The 19210-nt window shown below is 63.6% G+C and carries 21 protein-coding genes; 6 read left to right on the top strand and 15 right to left on the bottom strand.

What is annotated here, in order from left to right:
* Window positions 1–88 precede the first annotated feature (88 nt).
* Window positions 89–2365 carry an RNA polymerase recycling motor ATPase HelR gene (gene helR / locus ABG82_RS16910; RefSeq protein ID WP_043080367.1) on the bottom strand — a complete coding sequence of 759 codons (2277 nt, stop codon included), beginning with the start codon at window positions 2363–2365 and terminating at the stop codon, window positions 89–91.
* A 108-nt stretch (window positions 2366–2473) separates the two neighbouring features.
* Window positions 2474–3052 (bottom strand): nicotinamide riboside transporter PnuC, encoded by a 579-nt coding sequence (gene pnuC / locus ABG82_RS16915; protein WP_043080366.1) that lies wholly within the window; start codon window positions 3050–3052, stop codon window positions 2474–2476.
* A gap of 36 nt (window positions 3053–3088) precedes the next feature.
* Here pnuC and ABG82_RS16920 point away from each other — a divergent pair, with 36 nt between their 5' ends.
* Complete coding sequence (locus ABG82_RS16920; protein WP_043080365.1) at window positions 3089–3724, top strand: uridine kinase family protein; 636 nt, start codon at window positions 3089–3091, stop codon at window positions 3722–3724.
* On the opposite strand, the gene ABG82_RS16925 is transcribed toward ABG82_RS16920, so the two are convergent.
* From ABG82_RS16925 to rpsB, 4 genes are all read right to left on the bottom strand, one after another.
* Window positions 3721–5103: a family 1 glycosylhydrolase gene (locus tag ABG82_RS16925; RefSeq protein ID WP_043080364.1), complete on the bottom strand. Its 1383-nt coding sequence runs from the start codon at window positions 5101–5103 to the stop codon at window positions 3721–3723. The genes ABG82_RS16920 and ABG82_RS16925 overlap by 4 nt on opposite strands.
* 26 nt (window positions 5104–5129) lie before the next feature.
* Entirely contained in the window at window positions 5130–5723 is a 594-nt protein-coding gene (locus tag ABG82_RS16930) for a TetR/AcrR family transcriptional regulator (RefSeq protein WP_043080363.1), read from the bottom strand.
* Between the two features lie 77 nt (window positions 5724–5800).
* Window positions 5801–6619 (bottom strand): translation elongation factor Ts, encoded by an 819-nt coding sequence (gene tsf / locus ABG82_RS16935; protein WP_043080362.1) that lies wholly within the window; start codon window positions 6617–6619, stop codon window positions 5801–5803.
* Window positions 6620–7453, bottom strand: coding sequence for a 30S ribosomal protein S2 (gene rpsB, locus ABG82_RS16940; RefSeq protein WP_043080386.1), 834 nt, complete (start codon window positions 7451–7453; stop codon window positions 6620–6622). It abuts the gene before it with no gap.
* A gap of 306 nt (window positions 7454–7759) precedes the next feature.
* On the opposite strand from rpsB, the gene ABG82_RS16945 reads away from it, so the two are divergent.
* Window positions 7760–8242 carry a M23 family metallopeptidase gene (locus ABG82_RS16945; protein WP_062826721.1) on the top strand — a complete coding sequence of 161 codons (483 nt, stop codon included), beginning with the start codon at window positions 7760–7762 and terminating at the stop codon, window positions 8240–8242.
* Here the strand turns inward: ABG82_RS16945 and ABG82_RS16950 are convergent.
* The gene (locus ABG82_RS16950) at window positions 8239–8469 is read right to left on the bottom strand and encodes a hypothetical protein (RefSeq protein ID WP_043080384.1); all 231 of its coding nucleotides are present in this window, start codon (window positions 8467–8469) and stop codon (window positions 8239–8241) included. The two genes, ABG82_RS16945 and ABG82_RS16950, sit on opposite strands and share 4 nt — an antisense overlap.
* A 35-nt stretch (window positions 8470–8504) precedes the next feature.
* Entirely contained in the window at window positions 8505–9461 is a 957-nt protein-coding gene (locus ABG82_RS16955; protein WP_043080361.1) for a TetR family transcriptional regulator, read from the bottom strand.
* A 157-nt stretch (window positions 9462–9618) separates the two neighbouring features.
* Here ABG82_RS16955 and ABG82_RS16960 point away from each other — a divergent pair, with 157 nt between their 5' ends.
* The 3 genes from ABG82_RS16960 (at window position 9619) to ABG82_RS16970 (ending at window position 13344) form a co-directional block, all read left to right on the top strand.
* Complete coding sequence (locus tag ABG82_RS16960) at window positions 9619–10026, top strand: MmpS family transport accessory protein (RefSeq protein WP_043080360.1); 408 nt, start codon at window positions 9619–9621, stop codon at window positions 10024–10026.
* Entirely contained in the window at window positions 10023–12962 is a 2940-nt protein-coding gene (locus ABG82_RS16965; RefSeq protein ID WP_043080359.1) for an MMPL/RND family transporter, read from the top strand. The genes ABG82_RS16960 and ABG82_RS16965 overlap by 4 nt, the downstream gene beginning before the upstream one ends.
* Before the next feature lie 145 nt (window positions 12963–13107).
* Window positions 13108–13344, top strand: coding sequence for a hypothetical protein (locus ABG82_RS16970; protein ID WP_043080383.1), 237 nt, complete (start codon window positions 13108–13110; stop codon window positions 13342–13344).
* 3 nt (window positions 13345–13347) lie between these two features.
* Here ABG82_RS16970 and ABG82_RS16975 read toward each other — a convergent pair whose 3' ends face one another.
* From ABG82_RS16975 to ABG82_RS16985, 3 genes are all read right to left on the bottom strand, one after another.
* Window positions 13348–14262 carry a tyrosine recombinase XerC gene (locus ABG82_RS16975; protein ID WP_078343274.1) on the bottom strand — a complete coding sequence of 305 codons (915 nt, stop codon included), beginning with the start codon at window positions 14260–14262 and terminating at the stop codon, window positions 13348–13350.
* The gene (locus ABG82_RS16980; RefSeq protein WP_043080358.1) at window positions 14259–15089 is read right to left on the bottom strand and encodes a siderophore-interacting protein; all 831 of its coding nucleotides are present in this window, start codon (window positions 15087–15089) and stop codon (window positions 14259–14261) included. The genes ABG82_RS16975 and ABG82_RS16980 overlap by 4 nt, the downstream gene beginning before the upstream one ends.
* A gap of 75 nt (window positions 15090–15164) precedes the next feature.
* Window positions 15165–15752 (bottom strand): TetR/AcrR family transcriptional regulator, encoded by a 588-nt coding sequence (locus ABG82_RS16985; protein WP_043080381.1) that lies wholly within the window; start codon window positions 15750–15752, stop codon window positions 15165–15167.
* A gap of 199 nt (window positions 15753–15951) precedes the next feature.
* On the opposite strand from ABG82_RS16985, the gene ABG82_RS16990 reads away from it, so the two are divergent.
* Entirely contained in the window at window positions 15952–16317 is a 366-nt protein-coding gene (locus ABG82_RS16990) for a DoxX family protein (protein ID WP_043080357.1), read from the top strand.
* A 22-nt stretch (window positions 16318–16339) separates the two neighbouring features.
* On the opposite strand, the gene ABG82_RS16995 is transcribed toward ABG82_RS16990, so the two are convergent.
* The 4 genes from ABG82_RS16995 to ABG82_RS17010 are packed head-to-tail and all read right to left on the bottom strand — an operon-like array spanning window position 16340 to window position 18926.
* Entirely contained in the window at window positions 16340–17230 is an 891-nt protein-coding gene (locus ABG82_RS16995) for a LysR family transcriptional regulator (RefSeq protein WP_043080356.1), read from the bottom strand.
* A gap of 52 nt (window positions 17231–17282) precedes the next feature.
* Window positions 17283–17438, bottom strand: coding sequence for a hypothetical protein (locus ABG82_RS28610; protein WP_052511141.1), 156 nt, complete (start codon window positions 17436–17438; stop codon window positions 17283–17285).
* Between the two features lie 47 nt (window positions 17439–17485).
* Window positions 17486–18298, bottom strand: coding sequence for a YoaK family protein (locus tag ABG82_RS17005; protein ID WP_043080355.1), 813 nt, complete (start codon window positions 18296–18298; stop codon window positions 17486–17488).
* 10 nt (window positions 18299–18308) lie between these two features.
* Window positions 18309–18926, bottom strand: coding sequence for a carbonic anhydrase (locus ABG82_RS17010; RefSeq protein ID WP_062826692.1), 618 nt, complete (start codon window positions 18924–18926; stop codon window positions 18309–18311).
* Window positions 18927–19210: the final 284 nt, after the last annotated feature.

Consider the following 19210-nt stretch of genomic DNA (forward strand, 5'->3'; position numbering starts at 1 on the left):
CGACAAGCCGGTGGGCAAAACACAGCCATCGGGCCCCGGAAATACCGGGTGCCGCGACGGCTGGTTCTTTCTCGCGGTCCATCCTGCCCTATTGGGCCACACTCGTTGGCACGACCCGGTGATCCGGACCTGGGCCGGTTGTGCTTTCGGTCAGACCGGCGAAAGACCGCGGCAACGGTGCCACGTGCAGCACGCCCAGCCGCTGGGTGGCACGGGTGAGTGCCACATAGAGCTCGGCGGCACCACGCGGACCATCCGCCAAGATCCGCTCCGGCTCCACCACCAGCACCGCGTCGAACTCCAGCCCCTTGGTCTCCGAGGCCGGCACCGTACCCGGGACCCCCGGCGGCCCGATCACCACACTGGTGCCCTCACGGCCTTCCTCGTCTCGGATGAATTCTTCTATGGCTGTGGACAATTCCTGCTCGGCGAGTTGCCGCGACCAGGGCAGTGTGCCGCAGGAACGCACGGATTCGGGCGGTTGGACACCGGGCGAGAACTCGGCCAGCAGCGCCGAAGCGACGGCCATGATCTCGGCGGGTGTGCGGTAATTCACCGACAGCGACCGGTACAGCCAGCGTCCGGGCACGTACGGGCGCAACGTCTCGTCCCACGACGTGACACCGGCAACCGATCGGCGTTGAGCCAGATCACCCACCACCGTGAAGGAACGACTTGGGCAGCGGCGCATCAGCACTCGCCAGTCCATCTCGGACAGCTCCTGCGCTTCATCGATCACGATGTGGCCGTATGTCCAGTCCCGGTCAGCCGAGGCCCGTTCGACCAGGTCGCGGGTGTCACGTTCGGTGAATCGTTCTGCCAGGTCCTCGGCGCCGAGCAGATCGGTCGCGAACAGATGGTCCTCGTCATCCATCATGTCCTCACGCCCGGTCATGAGGTCGAGCACACCGGCGGCGTACTCGGCTTCGGCCCGGCGTTCACGTTCGGCGGCCTCCTCGGCCGCCTTGTCCCGGCCCACCAGATCCACCAATTCATCGAGCAACGGAACATCTGAGACGGTCCACGCGTCACCGATCCCGCGAGCCAGCACCGGGTCCGCACCCGCAGCCCGCAATCGCTCCGGCGAGGTGTACAGCTCCGACAACAAAGTCTCCGGCGTGAGCATGGGCCACAGCATGTCCAGGGCAGCGGCGAACCCCTCGTGGTCCCCGAGTTCATCGAGGAGCTCGGCACGCAGATGCTCCCAGGCCTTGCGATCTTCGCGCGTCAGCCACCCCTTACCGATGCGCGGGATGGCCCGCTCGGTGAGTGCCCAGGTGAGTACGTCGGTGAAGACCGTGCGGGCCTCATTGTGTGGAAGCTTGCTCGCGCGTGCCTCCTCGATGGCCCACTGCGCGATATCGGCATCGATGCGCACCGTGACATCGGCCAGTTGAATCGGCAGCGGGTTTTCGGGCACCCGCTGCCGGTCCGCGACGGCCGCCGTCAGCACATCCAGAATCCGCAGCGAGCCCTTGAGCCGCGCGGGCTCCGCGTCATCCTCTGCGGTGACCTTCAGCCCCGGCACCAGATCACCCGCCGTGGTGAACACCACATTCGTCTCACCCAACGAGGGCAGCACCCGTGAAATATGGCTCAGGAAGGCCGCATTCGGTCCGACCAACAACACCCCATGGCGTTCCATCCGCTTGCGCTGTGTGTACAGCAGATAGGCAACCCGGTGCAACGCCACCACCGTCTTGCCCGTACCCGGGCCACCCTCGATCACCAGTACACCCGGATGGTCAAGACGGATGATGCGATCCTGTTCGGCCTGGATGGTCGCCACGATGTCGCGCATCCCGTTGCCACGCGGCGCGTTGACAGCGGCCAGCAACGCCGCATCACTCATGCTCCCGCGTTCCCCGCCGAGATCTCCGTCATCGGAAGTGCCATCTGAGTCGACCACAAGGATTTCGTCGGTGAAGTCGTCGACATGGCGTCCCCGGGTCCGGAATTGACGTCGGCGCCGCGTGTTTTCCGGATGAGCACCGGTGGCGATGTAGAACGCTTGGGCCGCGGGCGCACGCCAATCGATCAACAGCGGCTCGTAATCGTTCTTCTCGTCGAGCAGCCCGATGCGTCCGACATACGAGTGTTCCCCGGTGATGGCGTCCAGCCTGCCGAAGCACAGCCCGTCGTCGGCGATGTCCAGGCGTTGAGCCTGTCTGGCCAGCGCGCGAACTTCATCGTCGCGCTCAACCATGGCGCCACCGTTCTGCTGATCGACGGGCCCGCGCAGCGCGGTGCGGTATCGGCCCTTCACGCGTGCGCGTTCGGCGTCCAGCCGCTCATACAGTCCAGCGATGTACTCCCGCTCGGCCTGCAATTCCTCTTCATGCGTCGTCAACCGAATTTTCCCCATTTTTCTTGTAGTCCATGGCATCTGGCAGTGAGCTCAGCGATTGTGCGGTATCACCCGGGTCTTGCCGCAAGCCCCCCTGTGCGTTATAAGCTGAAAGGGGAAGGTTATTCATACCGACTCGGCGGTCGCCACCGTGCGCAATTCTTTCCGCCAACTCCACAGACCCACCGCCGCCATGACCGTCAGAAACGCGTAGAAACCCGCCGTCAGGTTCAGCCCCTTGAACAGGTACACGCCGACGGAGAACGCATCGGTGACGATCCAGAGGATCCAGTTCTCGATCCACTTGCGGTTCATCATGAACTGGGAAACCACACTGAGCCCGGTAATCAACGAATCAAGCTGTGGGGCATTGGAATCAGTGAACGTAACCAGAAACATGTACAGGCCGGCGACCAGCGCGACGAGACACACCGCCAACGGCAGCCACGCCCTTGCCGGCGTCCGCCCCACCACGACTCCGTGCCGATCCTGGTTCCCGCGCAACCAGAGATACCAGCCCTGCACGGCCAGTGCGATGAACATGATCTGCAGCGCCGCATCGGCGTAAAGAGTCTGCCGACTGAAGACCACGATGTAGAACAACGAGCTGACGATGGCCACCGGGAAGGTCCAAATATTTTGCCGGACCGCCAGGATGACGAACAGCACACCGGACAGGCTGCCAACGAGCTCGGTCCAGTCCACGGCAACAGGTTAGCCGAGCAACAGTAAGCTCGCGCCATGGCGACACCGGACCAGCAGCGGAGCTTCTCCTGGCTGGCCGGGCTCATCGACAACAGCGAGCCGCGCTGCGGCAAGGTGCGTGTGGTCGCGATCGACGGCCGGGGCGCCGCAGGTAAGAGCACATTTGCTGGGCGGTTGCACACCGCGCTGACGGGGTTGGTCTCATCGGCGCTGGTCCTGCACACCGATGACTTCGCGTCCTGGGACACGTTCTTCGGATGGTGGCCGCGGCTCGAAGAGCAGGTGCTGGCGCCGTGGTCGCGGGGCGAAGACGCACGCTATCGACGCTACAACTGGGAGACCCGTGAGTTCGGCCCGTGGGAACACCAACCGCCGCCGGCGGTGCTGCTTCTCGAAGGGGTCGGGGCAGGCCGCGCCGCCGGCGCCGACCTGTTGAGCATGCTGATCTGGGTCCAGACCGAACAGCCAACCCGGCGCCGGCGCGCCGAGGCCCGTGATGGCGAAGAGCTCCGGGAGTTCTGGCAGCTGTGGATCGACGCCGAAGAAGCACACTTTCTGCTAGACCCCACCGCGGGGCGCGCCGACATCGTCGTCGACGGCGACCCCGCCGTGGCGCCGCGGGATCCTGAACGTGACTTCATGATCGCCCGCGGCTCAGCCCCACCGCACTAACGCAGTGGAACAGTGGGCCCCTTGGGATCCAGCGGGGCGCAGCTGTCCTGCCCCACCGTGGTGGAGCATTTCGCGGCGGGGAGCACTGGCCGGTATCCCGGCGCTGTTCCTGCGTCCCTGGTGATTTGGGTGTACGCCGCGACCGCATCTGTCGGTACGCGTTTCAGCACCGGATCGTTCAGCGCGTCGACCGTGTACAGGCCGAAACGTGGTCGGTAGCTTCCCCATTCGTAGTTGTCGACCAGCGACCAGTAGTTGTATCCGATGATTGGAATGCCATCCGCCTTAGCCCGCTGCAGCCAGAACACGGTGTCTTTGAGGTACTGCGAGCGCGTCACGCCGTCCGCCCGAGGCTTGCCGTTGTCAGTGACCATCCCGTTCTCGACGACGTAGATGGGCAGCCCCGGGTACCGCTGCGCATAGTGTCGCGCCACGTAGTAGATGTCCTCCGGCTGCAGCTTGATATCCCAGCGTGCCGCCATGCTTTGCTTTGTGGCCGGGTTATCAGCCGCGGTGCCGGTGTAATAGTCGAATCCCAGGTAGTCGAGGCTCTCGGCCACCCTGTCGAAGAACGATCCCTCGATACCCTTCACACCGAATCCTGTGAACTGTGCCAGTACATCCGGCGGGATGTAGGCCTCGTTGGTCGTCACCTTTGCTTTGGGATCGGCATCGTGCGCGGCGCGGTACACGGCGCGGTGTGCGTCAGCAACCTTGTCGAGGAACGTATTGAACTGGTCTGGTTTGATCGCGCCGGTACGCACCTCCATGGCCCCGAAGACCAGCGGTTCGTTGACGCTGACCCACAACACCCCTTGCCCGGCATAACGTTTGGTGATCGCCTTCGCGAATTCTTCGAACGCCGGGAGATTGTTCATGAACCCGCCGCTGTCGGCGACCCAACCCGGATACACCCAGTGCATGAGCGTGATCATCGGTGTCATGCCGTTTTCACGCAGGGTGGCGACGATCGAGTCGTAGTACGCCAGCTCCTTCTCGTCCCACTTGCCCGGCTCGGGCATCACCCGAGACCACTCCAGGCCGAAACGAAATGTGTTGACCCCCATAGCATGTGCATTGGCGATGTCTTCGGCGTAGCGATGCCGGAAATCGTCGGCCTGTTTGTAGGGATCGACGGGACCTGCTGCCAGAGGATTTGCCGCAGACTCGGCCGGCTTACCCGCGGTGCGGTCGACATAGCGTCGCCAATTGCTATCGGGCGCACTCCCCTCCACCTGGTAGCCCGCGGTGGCGGTTCCCCAGTAAAACCCGCGATCCCAGGCGGAGTCGTCCTTCGAACTCTCCTGCCGAGGGCTGCAGGCGGTCAACCCCAATGCCAATACGACTGCCGACGCCATGGCGGCACTGATCCACTTCATACGAAAACCATACACTGTATGGTTTTCTAGGTCAGGAGCCGCTCCCACACCCGACGCATATGGGCGCCCATGTCAATGGAAGGATCCGACATCCACTGAATCTGAATGCCGTCCGCCGCTGCGATCAGCGCGGTAGCGACGAAATCCGGGTCGACATGCGCGGGAACCCTAGCGTCGGCTTGACGGTTCCGCACGTAGTCGGCGATGAGCGCACGTATCTTCTCGTAGCGGTCCCGCAGGTACACGCCGGCGGGGTGTGCGGGGTCCACGGCCGCGGCGGCGGCAAGTGAGAGATACACCGTCCCGGAGCCGGGCTTGCGCGCCTTGTCGAGCATGGCCTGTGCGAGCAGCTCGCCGGGATCGATCTCCGCAATGGAATTGCCGTACAACTCTTCTACTTTGGCGTCGGCGTCACGCTGGATCTCGGTCAGCAGTACATCGCGCGTCGGAAAGTAGTGCATCAATCCGGCCAGGCTGATGCCGGCCTCCTTGGCGATGACCCGCATCGAGGCACCGGCCTCCCCATCTCGCTCCAGCACCGTCAACGCCGCGGACAGGATCTCCTGCCGCTTGGCTTCCCCCTTGGGATACCGCTTGGTGCTCGGCCCGACAGCTGACATTGCCCGAGGCTAGCGCACAAACAGTTCGGCCCCGCACAGGAACGAATCCTGGCGGGGCCGAATTGGTTTTAAGCGAATCAGGCCTGGCCGACCTCGAACCGCGCAAAGCGGGTCACGGTGACACCGGCCTCGTCAAGCAGAGCCTTGACGGACTTCTTGTTGTCGGACACCGACGGCTGATCCAACAGCACGACATCCTTGTAGTAGCCAGTCACGCGTCCCTCGACAATCTTGGACAGCGCGGCCTCGGGCTTGCCCTCAGCCTTGGCGGTCTCCTCGGCGATACGGCGCTCGTTCTCGACCACATCGGCCGGAACGTCCTCACGCGTCAGGTACTTGGCCTTGAGCGCGGCGATCTGCAGAGCCACCGCGTGCGCGGCGCCCTCGTCAGAACCCGTGTACTCGACCAGCACACCCACGGCCGGCGGCAGGTCCGCGGCACGCTTGTGCAGGTAGGCCTCGACGGTGCCGTCGAAGAACGCCACCCGGCGCAGCTCCAGCTTCTCGCCGATCTTGGCTGCCAGGTCGGCGATGGCCTGCTCGACAGTCCGGCCGTCCTCGACCTTGGCGGTCAGCAGGGCGTCGACCTCGCCGATCTTGCCGGCCGCGGCCGCACCGACGATGGCGTCAGCGAGAGCCTGGAACTCGGCGTTCTTGGCGACGAAGTCGGTCTCCGAGTTGAGTTCGACGAGTGCACCGTCACGCGCGACAACCAGGCCTTCGGCGGTGGCGCGCTCGGCACGCTTGCCGACGTCCTTGGCGCCCTTGATGCGCAGCACCTCAACGGCCTTGTCGAAATCACCGTCGGACTCGGCCAGGGCGTTCTTGCAGTCGAGCATTCCGGCACCGGTCAGTTCCCGGAGCCGCTTCACATCGGCAGCAGTGAAATTCGCCATTTAGCCTTCCTCAGTTGTGGTTTCGGTGGCTGCAGCGGACGGCGCTGCACCCTCGTCGGTGGTCGCTACGGCAGAGGCGAGCAGTTCCTGCTCCCACTCGGCCAGCGGCTCGCCAGCCTCAGGCTTCTCATCGCCACCGGCCAGACCGGAGCGTGCCTGCAAACCCTCGGCGATCGCGGAAGCGACGACCTTGGTGAGCAGCGCGGCGCTGCGGATCGCGTCGTCGTTGCCCGGGATCGGGTAGTCCACGACGTCGGGATCGCAGTTGGTGTCCAGGATGGCGATGATCGGGATGTTCAGCTTGCGGGCCTCGGCGACAGCCAGGTGCTCCTTGTTGGTGTCGACCACGAAGATCGCCGAAGGCACCTTCTGCATGTCCCGGATACCACCGAGGCTGCGCTCGAGCTTGTTCTTCTCACGCGTGAGCATGAGGATTTCCTTCTTGGTGCGTCCCTCGAAGCCACCGGTCTGCTCCATCGACTCCAGCTCCTTGAGGCGCTGCAGACGCTTGTGCACGGTGGAGAAGTTGGTGAGCATGCCGCCCAACCAGCGCTGGTTCACGTAAGGCATGCCGACGCGGGTCGCCTCTTCGGCGATGGGCTCCTGGGCCTGCTTCTTGGTGCCGACGAACATGACCGAACCACCGTGGGCGACGGTCTCCTTGACGAACTCGTACGCCTTGTCGATGTAGGTCAGCGTCTGCTGCAAGTCGATGATGTAGATGCCATTGCGGTCGGTGAAGATGAACCGCTTCATCTTGGGGTTCCAACGTCGGGTCTGGTGCCCGAAGTGCGCGCCGCTGTCAAGCAGCTGCTTCATGGTCACAACAGCCATTTCGGCCATTCCTTACTTTGTCGGTTGTCGCCCCGGATCGGGTGATCCTGGGCCCTGGCGCCTGCTGATGCCGGAACCCACCAGAGTGGGACCGCCCGGCATTCTGCTCACGAACTTGTGCACAGACGCGCGAAGTCAACCCGCTGAGCGAGTTGCGGTCCTGAGTTTACATGCCGAAACGAGTGCTTTTCGCCACGTACCAACGGGCTACCGGGTTATCCACAGCGACCGCGATGACTCTTCCCCGCACCGTCACCTTCCGGCCACTATGAGGTCGTGTGGTTCAGAGGACTCGGCCGTCCCGTTCTGATCCTCGCGCTGGCGGTGGCCGCCTCCCCCACGGCGGCTACCGCCCCATCGGACACCGGAGAGCGGTTCGGCTGGCCACTAAGCCCTCGGCCTGCGGTAACGCACCCATTCGAGAAGCCTCAGCAGCGCTGGAATCGCGGCCACCGCGGCGTCGACCTAGCGGGCGCCACCGCTCAGCGGGTCATCGCCGCTGGACCCGGTGTCGTGGTGTTCGCGGGAGTACTCGCGGGACGGCCACTGGTGTCGCTCGAACATCGGGGCGGCCTGCGCACCACCTACGAGCCGGTCACTCCGCTGGTACAGCCTGGGCAGCGAGTCGAGGAAGGTTCGGTGATCGGGGTACTGCAGCGCGGCCACGCGGGCTGCCCCACGTCGGCATGTCTGCATTGGGGGGCTTTGCGCGGGCCCGCGTCGAGTGCGCACTATCTGAACCCGCTCGGGTTGCTGGCGGCGACACCGCTGCGACTCAAACCGCTCTAGGCGGGCTGACAGACGTCGACGCGCGCCGGTTTACCGGTGGCCTGCGACAGCCGTGACACCGCGTCGCGGAAACGGTCGAGGGCATCCTGTTCGGTCACAACTTGATAGAACGCACGCATCTCGCCGCCGTTGGCCACGCATACCCACCATGGCGGGTAGACATCCGCTATCGCCGTCCCCGGGGCGGCGACCACGGCACTCAGGGCCAGAGCGACGGCGACGGTCATGGCAGGGATTCCGGCGCGCATGCTTCGCACTGTAGTCACCGGACCGATGCCGACCAGGCTTTCGCCCAAAGGTGCAGCGGCGCCAGCGCGACCAGTAGCCCCTTGCCCACCGTCGTCAACGAGTACTGCCCGTCCTGATTGCGCACGATGTGCGCGGCAGTGAGTTCCTTCAAGCGCGTGGTGAGCACACCGCTGGAGGCATCGTCCATCTCAGCCTTCAACTCCGGCAAAGTCTTTGCGCCCGAACGCAGTTCCCATACGATCAAGATGGCCCAACGCCGGCCGAACAGATCGAATGCCGCGTTGAGCGGCTGCCCCGACCCTGACCCACGTACGGGACTGCCCGGGCGCGGCGCGAGGGCACCCTCCGGCGACTCCGCCTCGGACACACCCGCACTGGCGATGATCGTGATGAGGCGGCTGGCCCGCTCGGCCATCTGCTCCGCGCTCTGCTCGGGATGCCGGATCCACCAGGTGATCATGGCGCCGACCATCCCCATCCAGCCCTGAGTGAGCACGCCGATGTCCTGCGGATCGCGCAGCTGGGTTGCCGCGCTTCCCACCGCGGCCACACCCTGACCTGCCAGCGCCGCGAGCCGGGTTCTGGCGACCCGCGCCGCGGCCAGCGCCTCGCCACCTTCCGGCAAGGTCTGATCCCAGATCACCAGCCAATCCGAGGGCCGGGGCGCCAGCGCCTGAAAGATGGCCTGCAGCACCGCACGTGGCAATGCCAGCGTGGGCGGTGCGGCGGCCATCGCCGTCTCGATGTGGTCCCCAACCATCCGTCCCGCGCGCTCCACGCAGGCGATGTAAAGCTGCTCCTTAGAGCCGAAATACGCCAGCACCATGGGCTTGGATACACCGACGGCAGCCGCCACATCCGCCAGGGACATGCCCGCGTATCCGCTGCGCCCAAACTCCTGGCATGCGGCATCGAGGATCTGCTGCTCCCGCTCCGCGCGGGGCATGCCCTTGGTGCCTGCCCGTGTCATGAATCCCTTCTACCAGTTCGCCGGGTCCGGACATGTCGTATTACTGTGGCGCGCGCCACAGTAGACCGATCGGTGTGACGTTGATTTGACCGACTGTTAAATTAACGATCGGGCAGTTAACGTCAACGCTCACCAACGGATCAACGAGGAGCTCCGAATGCGTGGCGCGTGGGTGTATCTGGTGTCGATAGCGACACTCTGTATCGCGGGGGCGTACATCGCCCATCTGCGCTTGAGTGACATCCCCGACCCAGCGATCGGCCATTCGGCCAAGCCGCCCATAACCGGCAAGCCGCGCGACAAGGTCGTCGAGTATCGGCTCGACGGGCCGGCGGGAAGCACCGTCAAGGCGTCATATCTGGACGTCGACGGTGCGGTACGCGAAGTTTCGGGCACCCTGCCCTGGCAGACCACCCTGCACGCCAAGCAACTCGTGGTTCCCGTGGGCCTTGTCGCCCAGTCCAATTCAGGACAAATGTCCTGCCGCATCACGATCAACGGGCAGACACGCGATCAAAGCGCGGCCAATGCGTCAGCCGTCTCTTGCCAGGTAACCGTCGCGTGAGCCTCATGAATAACCTGCGCGTCCGAGTGCTGGACAAATTGTGGGCAAAACCTGCCGATGTGGCGGCCACGCCTGGGCGGCCACTGCTGGCCCGGCTCCTCTACCGATTCTCCATACCCATTCTCGTGCTGTGGCTCGGCGCGGCTGGCCTACTCAATCTCGCTGTACCGCAGCTAGAAACAGTGATCAAGCAACATGCCCGTTCGTTCCTTCCTGACGACGCCGCCTCTGTTCAAGCCATCTCGAAGATGGGCGACTACTTCGGTGGCGCCGGGACCAACAACTTCGTCTACCTGCTCCTCGAAGGTGATTCGCCTCTCGGAGCCGAAGCGCACCAGTACTATTCGTCAATCCTCGACCGGATCAACCAGGACAAGAAGCACGTCAATTCGTCCATGGACCTGTGGTCCGACCCGCAATTCGCACCCGCCAACGAGAGCGCCGACGGCAAGGCCGCCTACGTCCTGATCAATCTCAAGGGCAACATGGGGACCGCCCTGGCTATGGAGTCCACCGCGCAGATCCGTGAACTCATCGCCCAGTACCCACCGCCCCAAGGAATCACGGCGCATCTAACTGGTCCGTCCGCCGTGGTGAACGACGAACTGGTTTCCATCAACGACTCGATCCTGATCCTGCTGGTCGCGTGCGCGGGGCTGGTGGGCGTCATCTTGCTGGTGGTGTATCGCTCACCGATCACCATCGCCTTGCCGCTACTGGTGGCAGGAGCAGGTCTTGGTGTCGGGCGCCCGATCGTGGCCTTCCTCGGCGAGCACCAAATCATCGGAGTCTCGATCTTCGCGTCGGCCCTGCTGGCGGTGATCGTGCTGGGAGCCGGAATCGACTACGGCATATTCCTTTTGGGCAGATACCAGGAGGCGCGCCGAGCCGGTGAAGACCCTGTCACCGCGTACTACACGGCGCTTGCCGGGGTGCAGCACATCATCATCGCCTCGGGTCTCACGGTCGCCGGAGCGACGGCCTGCATGGTCTTCACGCGACTGGCGATCTTCAGTACCTCCGGGCTGCCCTGCACCGTCGCGGTCGTGGTCACCCTTGCCGCGGCACTGACTCTGGCGCCGGCGGCGCTGGCGGCCGGCAGCCGATTCGGATTCTTCGAACCGCGCGAAGAGAAATCGCAGCGCCGCTGGCGCCGCATCGCCACCTATGTGGTGCGCTGGCCGGGGCCGGTGCTGGCCGGCAGCCTGGCCGTGCTGGCGATCGCCTTTCTGGCAGTGCCCGGGTTCCAGCCCAGTTACAACGAGCGACAGGCCCAGCCCAGCGACTCCCCCGCCAACGTGGGCTTCGCCGCATCGGATCGGCACCTGCCACCAAACATCATGTCCCCCAGCGTGTTCATCGTGGAGTCGGATCACGATATGCGCAACTCGGGCGACCTGATCGCCCTCGCGAAAATGAGTAGCGCGATATTGAACATTCCTGGCGTCAGCAATGTGCAAGGCATAACCCGGCCATTGGCCGCCCCGCTGGAACTGGGAACACTGCCCGCACAGGCCGGCTATGTCGGTGGCCGACTGACCCAGATGACAAACCTGCTCAAACAGCGCATCGAGGACCTCACCGCCCTCAGTGGCCGGGTGGGCCAATTGTCACTGACGGTGCGGGGCCTTGAGCAGGCGCTGCAGACCGGAACCGTAGGAGCAACCCGGATCCATTCGGGTGCAGCCGAATTGCGCACAAGCCTGGCGGCCGTCGTGCAGAAGGTTGACTCACTGCGCGGAACCGTCAAGCCTGCCGAGGACTTCATCGGCGGCATCCCGAACTGCCACGACAACGACTACTGCCAGGCCGCACTCACCGGCTTCTCGCTCTTCGACGACCTGCACCGTTTCGACGGGCTCGTCGGCAATCTGGTGAACGGAACCGGAACGCTGGCTCAGACCTTGCCGGCGCTGGGTGCGCAGCTGCCGGCCCTGAAGGATTTCATCAGCCAGGTCAACGCGGTTGTCGCACCGCTGCAGAGCACCCTGCAGGTGCTGTTGCCACAGGTCTCCGATATCACGCAATTCACCGACGATCTGAGCAAGAGCTTCACCGACGGTGACCCGAACAACTCATTCTTCATACCCACCCAGGCATTTGAGAACCCACTGTTCAAAAGCGCTATGCCGTACTTCTTCTCGAGTGACGGCAAGGTCACGCGGATGGTCGTCACCCCAGAACAGGAGGGATTCAGCCAGGAAGCGATGGAGCTGAGTTCCAAGATCATCCCGACCGCACTACAGGCCATCAAGGGCACGTCGTTGGCGGGTAGCACGGTCAGCATCGGCGGACCGGGCGGCACGCTGCTGAACATCGAGGCGTTCACGCGCGAGGACTTCATCACCAGCGCTGTGGCCGCGTTCGCGTTCGTGTTCTGCGTGATATTGATTCTCCTGCGCAGCCTGGTCGCCGCGATCGTGGTGATCGGGACCGTCGCACTGTCCTATGTCTCGGCGCTGGGCGTGACGGTATTCGTCTGGCAAGACCTCATCGGCATACCACTGCACTGGTCGGTGGCACCACTGTCTTTCGTGTTCTTGGTCGCTGTCGGGGCCGACTACAACATGCTGCTGGTGGCCAGGTTCCGAGAGGAACTGCATGCCGGTATCAAGACGGGCATCATCCGTTCCATGGCCAATACCGGTGGCGTGGTGACGACCGCAGGCCTGGTGTTCGGGTTCACGATGTTCGCGATGATCGTCGCTCCCGCGCGGAACATCGCCCAGCTCGGTACCGCCGTCGGTATGGGCCTACTCATGGACACACTGATTGTGCGATCGTTTGTCGTCCCGGCAATCGCTACCCTGTTGGGCCGCTGGTTCTGGTGGCCGCTGGTGGTGCACGACAGAGCCGCCAGCCGGGACGCCACTGCCCACGGGGTGGCGCCCGAGGACGCGCCCGATCGTGGCCGGCTGGTCGGAGCGGCCCGATGACATGGGCGAGCTGGTGCGGGATATCCGCAACCGACAAGCCTCGGACCGCGCTGGAGATGCACTTCGGCACAGGACATCTCGAAAGCAACACGTACGAGCTGAACCTCGGCTCGCTGCGGATTCGCATCGGCACATGGCACACGCCGTGCCCACGGTAGCCGGAGTGACCGCGCTGCTTCTGCTGCTACTAGCAGTGGCGCTGTGGGCCACGGGCGGCAACAACTCGATGAGCTACTACCAGCGCGAGGTGATCCGCGCGATGCGCAAGCAGTCGCGGCAAGAGAAGACAAACTTGGTGGCCGATGCGCACCCAGTTCGGCCACGCCACTGGGCCGGCCGCATCGGCCGAGCAATCACACGGAAGAACAAGCCGAACAAATAACCGTCACGCCCGCGGATGCGCCTGATCGTGCACGGCTCGCAGCCGCGCCACGGTGACGTGGGTGTAGAGCTGGGTGGTGGCGAGTGTGGAGTGCCCCAGTAGTTCCTGAACGACGCGCAGGTCCGCGCCACCCTCCAGGAGATGGGTTGCGGCGCTGTGCCGTAACCCATGTGGGCCGATATCGGGGGCGCCGGGAACAGCCGACATGGTTTGGTGCACCACCGTGCGGACCTGGCGCGGATCGATGCGCCGGCCCCGGGCGCCGAGCAGCAGTGCGGCTCCAGACTCCGGCGCAGCAAGATGAGGGCGCCCGCGGTCCAGCCACGCGGTCAGCGCATCTGCTGCTGGCCCCCCGAACGGCACGGTGCGCTCCTTGTCACCTTTACCCAAGACGCGCAAGACTTTTCGCGACCGGTCGATATCATCGATGTCCAGCCCGCACAGCTCGCTGACGCGAATCCCGGTGGCATAGAGCATCTCCACGATCAGTCGATCCCGCAATGCCATCGGATCGTCTTGTTCGGCACCAGAATGGGCCGCTTCCATCGCCGCGACGGCTTGGTCTTGTCGCAGCACGGCGGGCAGAGTCCGGCGAGATTTAGGCTGCTGTAAACGAATCGCGGGATCTGTCTGCATCAGACCGCGGCGGGTCGCCCAGGCGGTGAAGATCTTCACCGCCGAGGTGCGCCGCGCGACGGTGGACCGGGCCGCGCCCTGCCGGGCCTGAGCCCCCAGCCAAGACCGTAGGACCGGAAGAGACAGGTCGGCCAGGGTCGCATCGGGATTGGATGCCGACAGATGATCGAACAAGAGCGTGAGGTCGCCGCGATAGGCACGCTGGGTGTGTACTGACCGCCCGCGCTCCAGCGCAAGATACTCAGCGAACTCGTCGAGCATCGCGGTCAGCTGCGGCGTCACTCCTTCACGGTAGCTTCGGAAGCCGCCAGCTCCTGTTTCCACACGCGGAATGTTTCCTCGGTTCGACCACGACGCCAATAGCCCGAGATCGAGGCGGCCCATTTCGGTGCGACCGCACGTTCCTTGCGGATGTATGGCCGCAGGTTGTGCATGACGGTCTGGGCCTCGCCGTGGATGAATACCTGCACCTGTCCGGGCAACCACTCTGCCGAGCGCACCGCCGCCACCAACGGGGCGTTGTCCCCCGCCAGGCTCTCGTCGACCTCGTCGGCACCGGCGCCGCGGTGAACCCAGACGATCTCGACATCGCCGCGGGTGTCGAAGGCGATCTCGTCCTGGGGACCGGCCACCTCGATGAACACCTTGGCGCGAGCACCTTCCGGAAGTGCTTGCAGCGCGACACTGATCGCCGGGACAGCCGACTCATCGCCGGCAAGTAGATGCCAATCGGCCGCGGGATCGGGTGAGTACGCGCCATGAGAGTCCGTCACATACAACTTGTCTCCGGCTTTCGCCCGCGCGGCCCAGGGTCCCGCGACGCCGGTGTCTCCGTGCACCACGAAGTCGATGGCGATCTCGCGGCGGCCGGTATCAACGGAACGAATGGTGTACGTGCGCACCGTGGCTTGCATGTCACGCGCCTGATCGACATCGCGCGGACCCGGCCCTTCGTGGCCCTCGGGCAGGAATATCAGCTTGGCGTAGCTGTCGGTGTCTGAGTTGGCCTCGAAACCGTCGAATCCATTACCGCCAAGCACCACCCGGGTGATGTGCGGAGTCACCTGTTCGGTCCGGACTACCTGCAGCTCATGGAGCGGGCGTGCCATATCGCCTCCTGCGTCGAATCTTCTATGTCAATTGCCTTGACTATACGGAGAAATCGCCGCCGACGGGGGGCCACCTCAGGGCAGCATGCCCCTGACGATCAGCTCAGCGGCGGCTTCGGCGTGCGCATGAACCTGATCAGGGTCGAGTACGTCGTCGCCGAACACGCTCCTAGCCAGGGCCCCGCTACTGAACAAGGCTGCGGTACCGGACGTGATCAGAAAAAAGCTGGTCTGCAGTGGCACATCGCGCAACTCCCCTGCCTTGACAGCTTCCTCATAGACCGGGCCGAGCCGGTCTTGCATGGGGATGACGTAGGCCTGGCAGATGTGCCGCAGCCGCTCGCTGTCCTGGCCCGCCTCGATGTCCATGATCCGGATCAGTTCGGGGTGTTCGGCCGCGAAGATCACAAACATCTTGATGAATCGTTTGATCCGCTCCGCAGAGTTCCGGCTCTCATCGTCATCTGCCAGAACCTTGTCGACGATCGCCTGAAACCCCCAGTCAACGGCCGCGTACCACAACTGTTCCTTGGACGAAAAGCGTTGATGTAGCAGATTGTGACTAACGCCCAGCTCTCGATTGAGCGTGCGCATCGACACGCCCTGATATCCGTGGGTGGCGAATGCCCGTAACGCAGCCGCGAAAATCGCGTCCGCCGACACTCCTTCCCCACCCTTGCGCGGCCTGCCACGAGGGCGCCGCGCCAGCTCACCCGCTTCAGTCACGAAATCCGTCACATCCTTCCTCCTCAGCCATCATCCCCCCACTTGCTGGCAATCGCGCCCAAGGACGTCCACACAGTGGTCATGATCTTTATCGGGTTCGCAGAACTCCGCCGTTACCGCGCGGCATACTGACCCGATGGATACCTGGTTATGGATCTGTGCCGGCGTACTCGCCGTTGTGCATCTGGGCGCAGGGGTGTTCAAGCTGATCACGCCGTACGAAAAGATCACAGCGAACCCCAACCTGGCGTGGGCCAATGATTTCTCCCCCAACGTCGTCAAGGCCATCGGCGGCGTTGAGGTGCTCGGCGGAATCGGTGTCATCGTGCCGTATGCCACCGGGATCGCGCCGGTCCTCAGCCCGCTGGCCGCCGCGGGGCTGGCGGTGCTGCAAGCGGGAGCGTTCGGCGTTCATGTCCGCCGCAACGAATGGAAGCTGGTGCCGGTCAACGTGGTGCTTATCGTGCTTGCGGTGTTCGTCGCCTTCCAGTGGTACGGCTGACCGTCCGCGACAGCCGCGATCACTACACGAAATCGGCTTCCCGCCGGGAAAGTTCATCGACGCACGCCGCGAACGCAATCGCCTCGAGTGTGGCGCCCTTTCCTCTCCACACCAGGGAGAGCCGCCCACTCATCGCCTGGTCAGAGAGGTCAATCTGCCGAAGCTGGCCCAGCAGGTCATTCGGCAGCTTCGGGGTCACCGCGACACCCAGATCCCTGATAACGAGGTGTCGCATCATGTCGGCCGAGCTTGTCTCAAACACCACGCGCGGGGTGAATCCCGTTGCCAAGCAGGCTTGGTCGATCGTTGTGCGTATCTCACAGCCCTGCGGATGGCTGATGATCGCACGATTGCGCAACTCGGCCAGCGCTATCGATTCCCGACCCGCCAACGGGTCGCCACCATGGACTACCGCCACGATGTTCTCCCTGACCAGAACCTGTTCACGTAGCTGAGGAGGCGGCACCGTCGCCCAACCCATTACTGCCATATCAAGCTGACGTTCCAGGACTGCCGCGGTAAGCCGATCAGAACGGCCCTCGGTCACCATCACCGCGACCGCCGGGTGCGCCTTGCGAAAGACGGCCAGGGCGTCGGCGAGCAAGGGTAAGGAATGCGCCACCGTACCAATCGTCAGCTTCCCGGCCAGTACGCCCACCATCGCGTCGGCGGCAGAGCGTATTTCGTCTACCGCCCGAAGCACCGCCCCCGCCAGCGGCAGTGCCGCCTTCCCGAACCGGGTCAGCCTGAGTACCCGGCTCGATCGATCGAACAACTCGTTGCCGAGCTCCCGCTCCAGCCGGCGTATCTGGGCACTTACCCACGGCTGAGCCACGTGCAGAGCCTCGGCGGCACGCGTGAAGTTTGCGTGCTCGGCCACCGCGAGAAAGTACTCAAGCTGCCTCAGCTCCACGACGAATCACCCCGATGGCCCCACGGAAGCGGTGGCCCCGGCCAAGGATGTGTCAGTAGTTGATGAGCCAGAGCGGCCCGAACTTGGCTATTCCCAACGAGATAAAGAGAGCGGCGATGATCAGCGCCGTGACCAGGTCATTCATATGCTCGATGGGGCTTGTCGCCTCTGCCTTGTGCGGCTCGTAGATCTGGAACCCAGGCTCCATGACGTACATCCTTTCTTCCCATGTGGTTGAACTATTCGCAGCACCGCTCAACCAAGAATGGTCTTACGATCCGAATGAAAGAATGTGACCAGTGTTGTTGCGCCACATATTATTCCGACAGTCAGAATCACCTTGGACCCGCTGTAAACCGATGCGATGAGCCCGCCGGTCGCCGCCCCCAGCATGAATGACAGGTAGAGCATCGCGTACCCCAGCCATTCGAACACCGAACCCTTGCCGAACAGATGCCGCTCAATTCCTTGCCCCAGCTTGACCACCGTTCCCGTGACGTAGCTCAGCGGAATAGCCGTCTCACCCTTCTTCACGAATGACGTATTGAGCGCGCCGATCGAGAAGGCCAACAGGAGAATCGGCGTGAAATGCACGTCGATATTCATGTTGAAGCTACGGTCTTGATAGAAGTCGACCGCGGCGGCGGCCAGCAGACCGACGGTGGTCAAAACCGTTGCCCCATGCGGGTGGTTCTTCCAGAACTTTCGCCTGCAGTACGAGGCCACGATGACCCCGAACAGGAATGCCCCGATCATCGATATCGCGGCAATGGGACCCGCACCTGCCACCTGCTGCTTGTCGGAGACCTTGAACCATGTCAGCACGGCACGCTCGGTGTTTCCCGTCATGAACGTCACGAAGTAGCCCGCGCTGTGCAAGAAGGCCACTGCGCCAACCATTCCCGCCAACCCCGACAACAGCCAGGACAGTCGGGCCTCCGAGCCCACTGCCGCCTCACGCGTTATGACGGCGTCAGCGTTCCGCGATGCCGCGACGACATCCTCGCCGGTCTCAACACCAGCCTCGAGTCCGCTCTCCAAAGTCGCGGACCGGCCTTTTCTGTTCATGTCCGGCTCCTCATGAGTTATCGATATCGCCGACGTGGCCGTGTAGGACAACGCGGCCGTCGGCCAGTTTGTAGGTCAGATACACAAGGGCCAGCTTGTTGGCCTTGACCGCATCGGCCACCACCTGCGAACGCTGCAACAACTTGGTGCCGGTTTCCTCAACATGACGAGCCTCGAACTCATCGATCCGCGACAACCCATCCTTGCGCCCACCCAAGATCGACGGCATCACCCGCACCACCAAATCCCGGATATACCCACTGGGCACCTCACCGGTATCCAGCGCCGCCACCGTGGCCCCCACCGCACCACAAGAGTCATGGCCCAAGATCGCGATCAACGGCACACCCAACACCGCCACCGCATACTCAATCGAGCCCAACACCGCCGAGTCGATCACCTGACCGGCAGTACGCACGATGAACATATCCCCCAGGCCCTGATCAAAAATGATCTCCGCCGCCACCCGGCTATCGGAACACCCGAACAACAACACATTGGGGTGCTGACCGTTGGCCAACTCCGCGCGCCGCGCAATGCTCTGGCTCGGATGCTGCGGAAAACCACCAACAAAACGCTGGTTACCCTCTTCGAGTGCCTTCCAGGCAGACCTTGGTCTCGACGTCATATCTAATTAATACCCTACCGGGGTATGGCATAGGTGTGATCTTCAACACATGGTTGACATTAATCAACCTTAGGTTGAGCATCTAGCACCCAGCGAAATCCCTGAGATGATCTCCGCCGGAATCGAATTCGCGCACTACAGACGTCATTGCCGATGATGGCAACCCGCCAATTCCCCCGATGGGTGTCGCAGCCATTGAAAGCACCCAATTCCAATATGCCTGGGATCTGCCAATGGCGCAACATATGCCGTCCGACCACCAGCAATCGTCCTCGCTCGTACAA

The sequence above is a fragment of the Mycobacteroides immunogenum genome, from assembly GCF_001605725.1.
In the GTDB taxonomy this organism is placed as follows: domain Bacteria; phylum Actinomycetota; class Actinomycetes; order Mycobacteriales; family Mycobacteriaceae; genus Mycobacterium; species Mycobacterium immunogenum.

Coding starts and splice junctions, on each gene's coding strand:
- helR (WP_043080367.1), bottom strand. CDS start 2,365: ATGGGGAAAATTCGGTTGACGACGCATGAAGAGGAATTGCAGGCCGAG.
- ABG82_RS16920 (WP_043080365.1), top strand. CDS start 3,089: ATGGCGACACCGGACCAGCAGCGGAGCTTCTCCTGGCTGGCCGGGCTC.
- ABG82_RS16925 (WP_043080364.1), bottom strand. CDS start 5,103: ATGAAGTGGATCAGTGCCGCCATGGCGTCGGCAGTCGTATTGGCATTG.
- ABG82_RS16930 (WP_043080363.1), bottom strand. CDS start 5,723: ATGTCAGCTGTCGGGCCGAGCACCAAGCGGTATCCCAAGGGGGAAGCC.
- tsf (WP_043080362.1), bottom strand. CDS start 6,619: ATGGCGAATTTCACTGCTGCCGATGTGAAGCGGCTCCGGGAACTGACC.
- rpsB (WP_043080386.1), bottom strand. CDS start 7,453: ATGGCTGTTGTGACCATGAAGCAGCTGCTTGACAGCGGCGCGCACTTC.
- ABG82_RS16950 (WP_043080384.1), bottom strand. CDS start 8,469: ATGACCGTCGCCGTCGCTCTGGCCCTGAGTGCCGTGGTCGCCGCCCCG.
- ABG82_RS16955 (WP_043080361.1), bottom strand. CDS start 9,461: ATGACACGGGCAGGCACCAAGGGCATGCCCCGCGCGGAGCGGGAGCAG.
- ABG82_RS16960 (WP_043080360.1), top strand. CDS start 9,619: ATGCGTGGCGCGTGGGTGTATCTGGTGTCGATAGCGACACTCTGTATC.
- ABG82_RS16980 (WP_043080358.1), bottom strand. CDS start 15,089: ATGGCACGCCCGCTCCATGAGCTGCAGGTAGTCCGGACCGAACAGGTG.
- ABG82_RS16990 (WP_043080357.1), top strand. CDS start 15,952: ATGGATACCTGGTTATGGATCTGTGCCGGCGTACTCGCCGTTGTGCAT.
- ABG82_RS28610 (WP_052511141.1), bottom strand. CDS start 17,438: ATGGAGCCTGGGTTCCAGATCTACGAGCCGCACAAGGCAGAGGCGACA.
- ABG82_RS17005 (WP_043080355.1), bottom strand. CDS start 18,298: ATGAACAGAAAAGGCCGGTCCGCGACTTTGGAGAGCGGACTCGAGGCT.
- ABG82_RS17010 (WP_062826692.1), bottom strand. CDS start 18,926: ATGACGTCGAGACCAAGGTCTGCCTGGAAGGCACTCGAAGAGGGTAAC.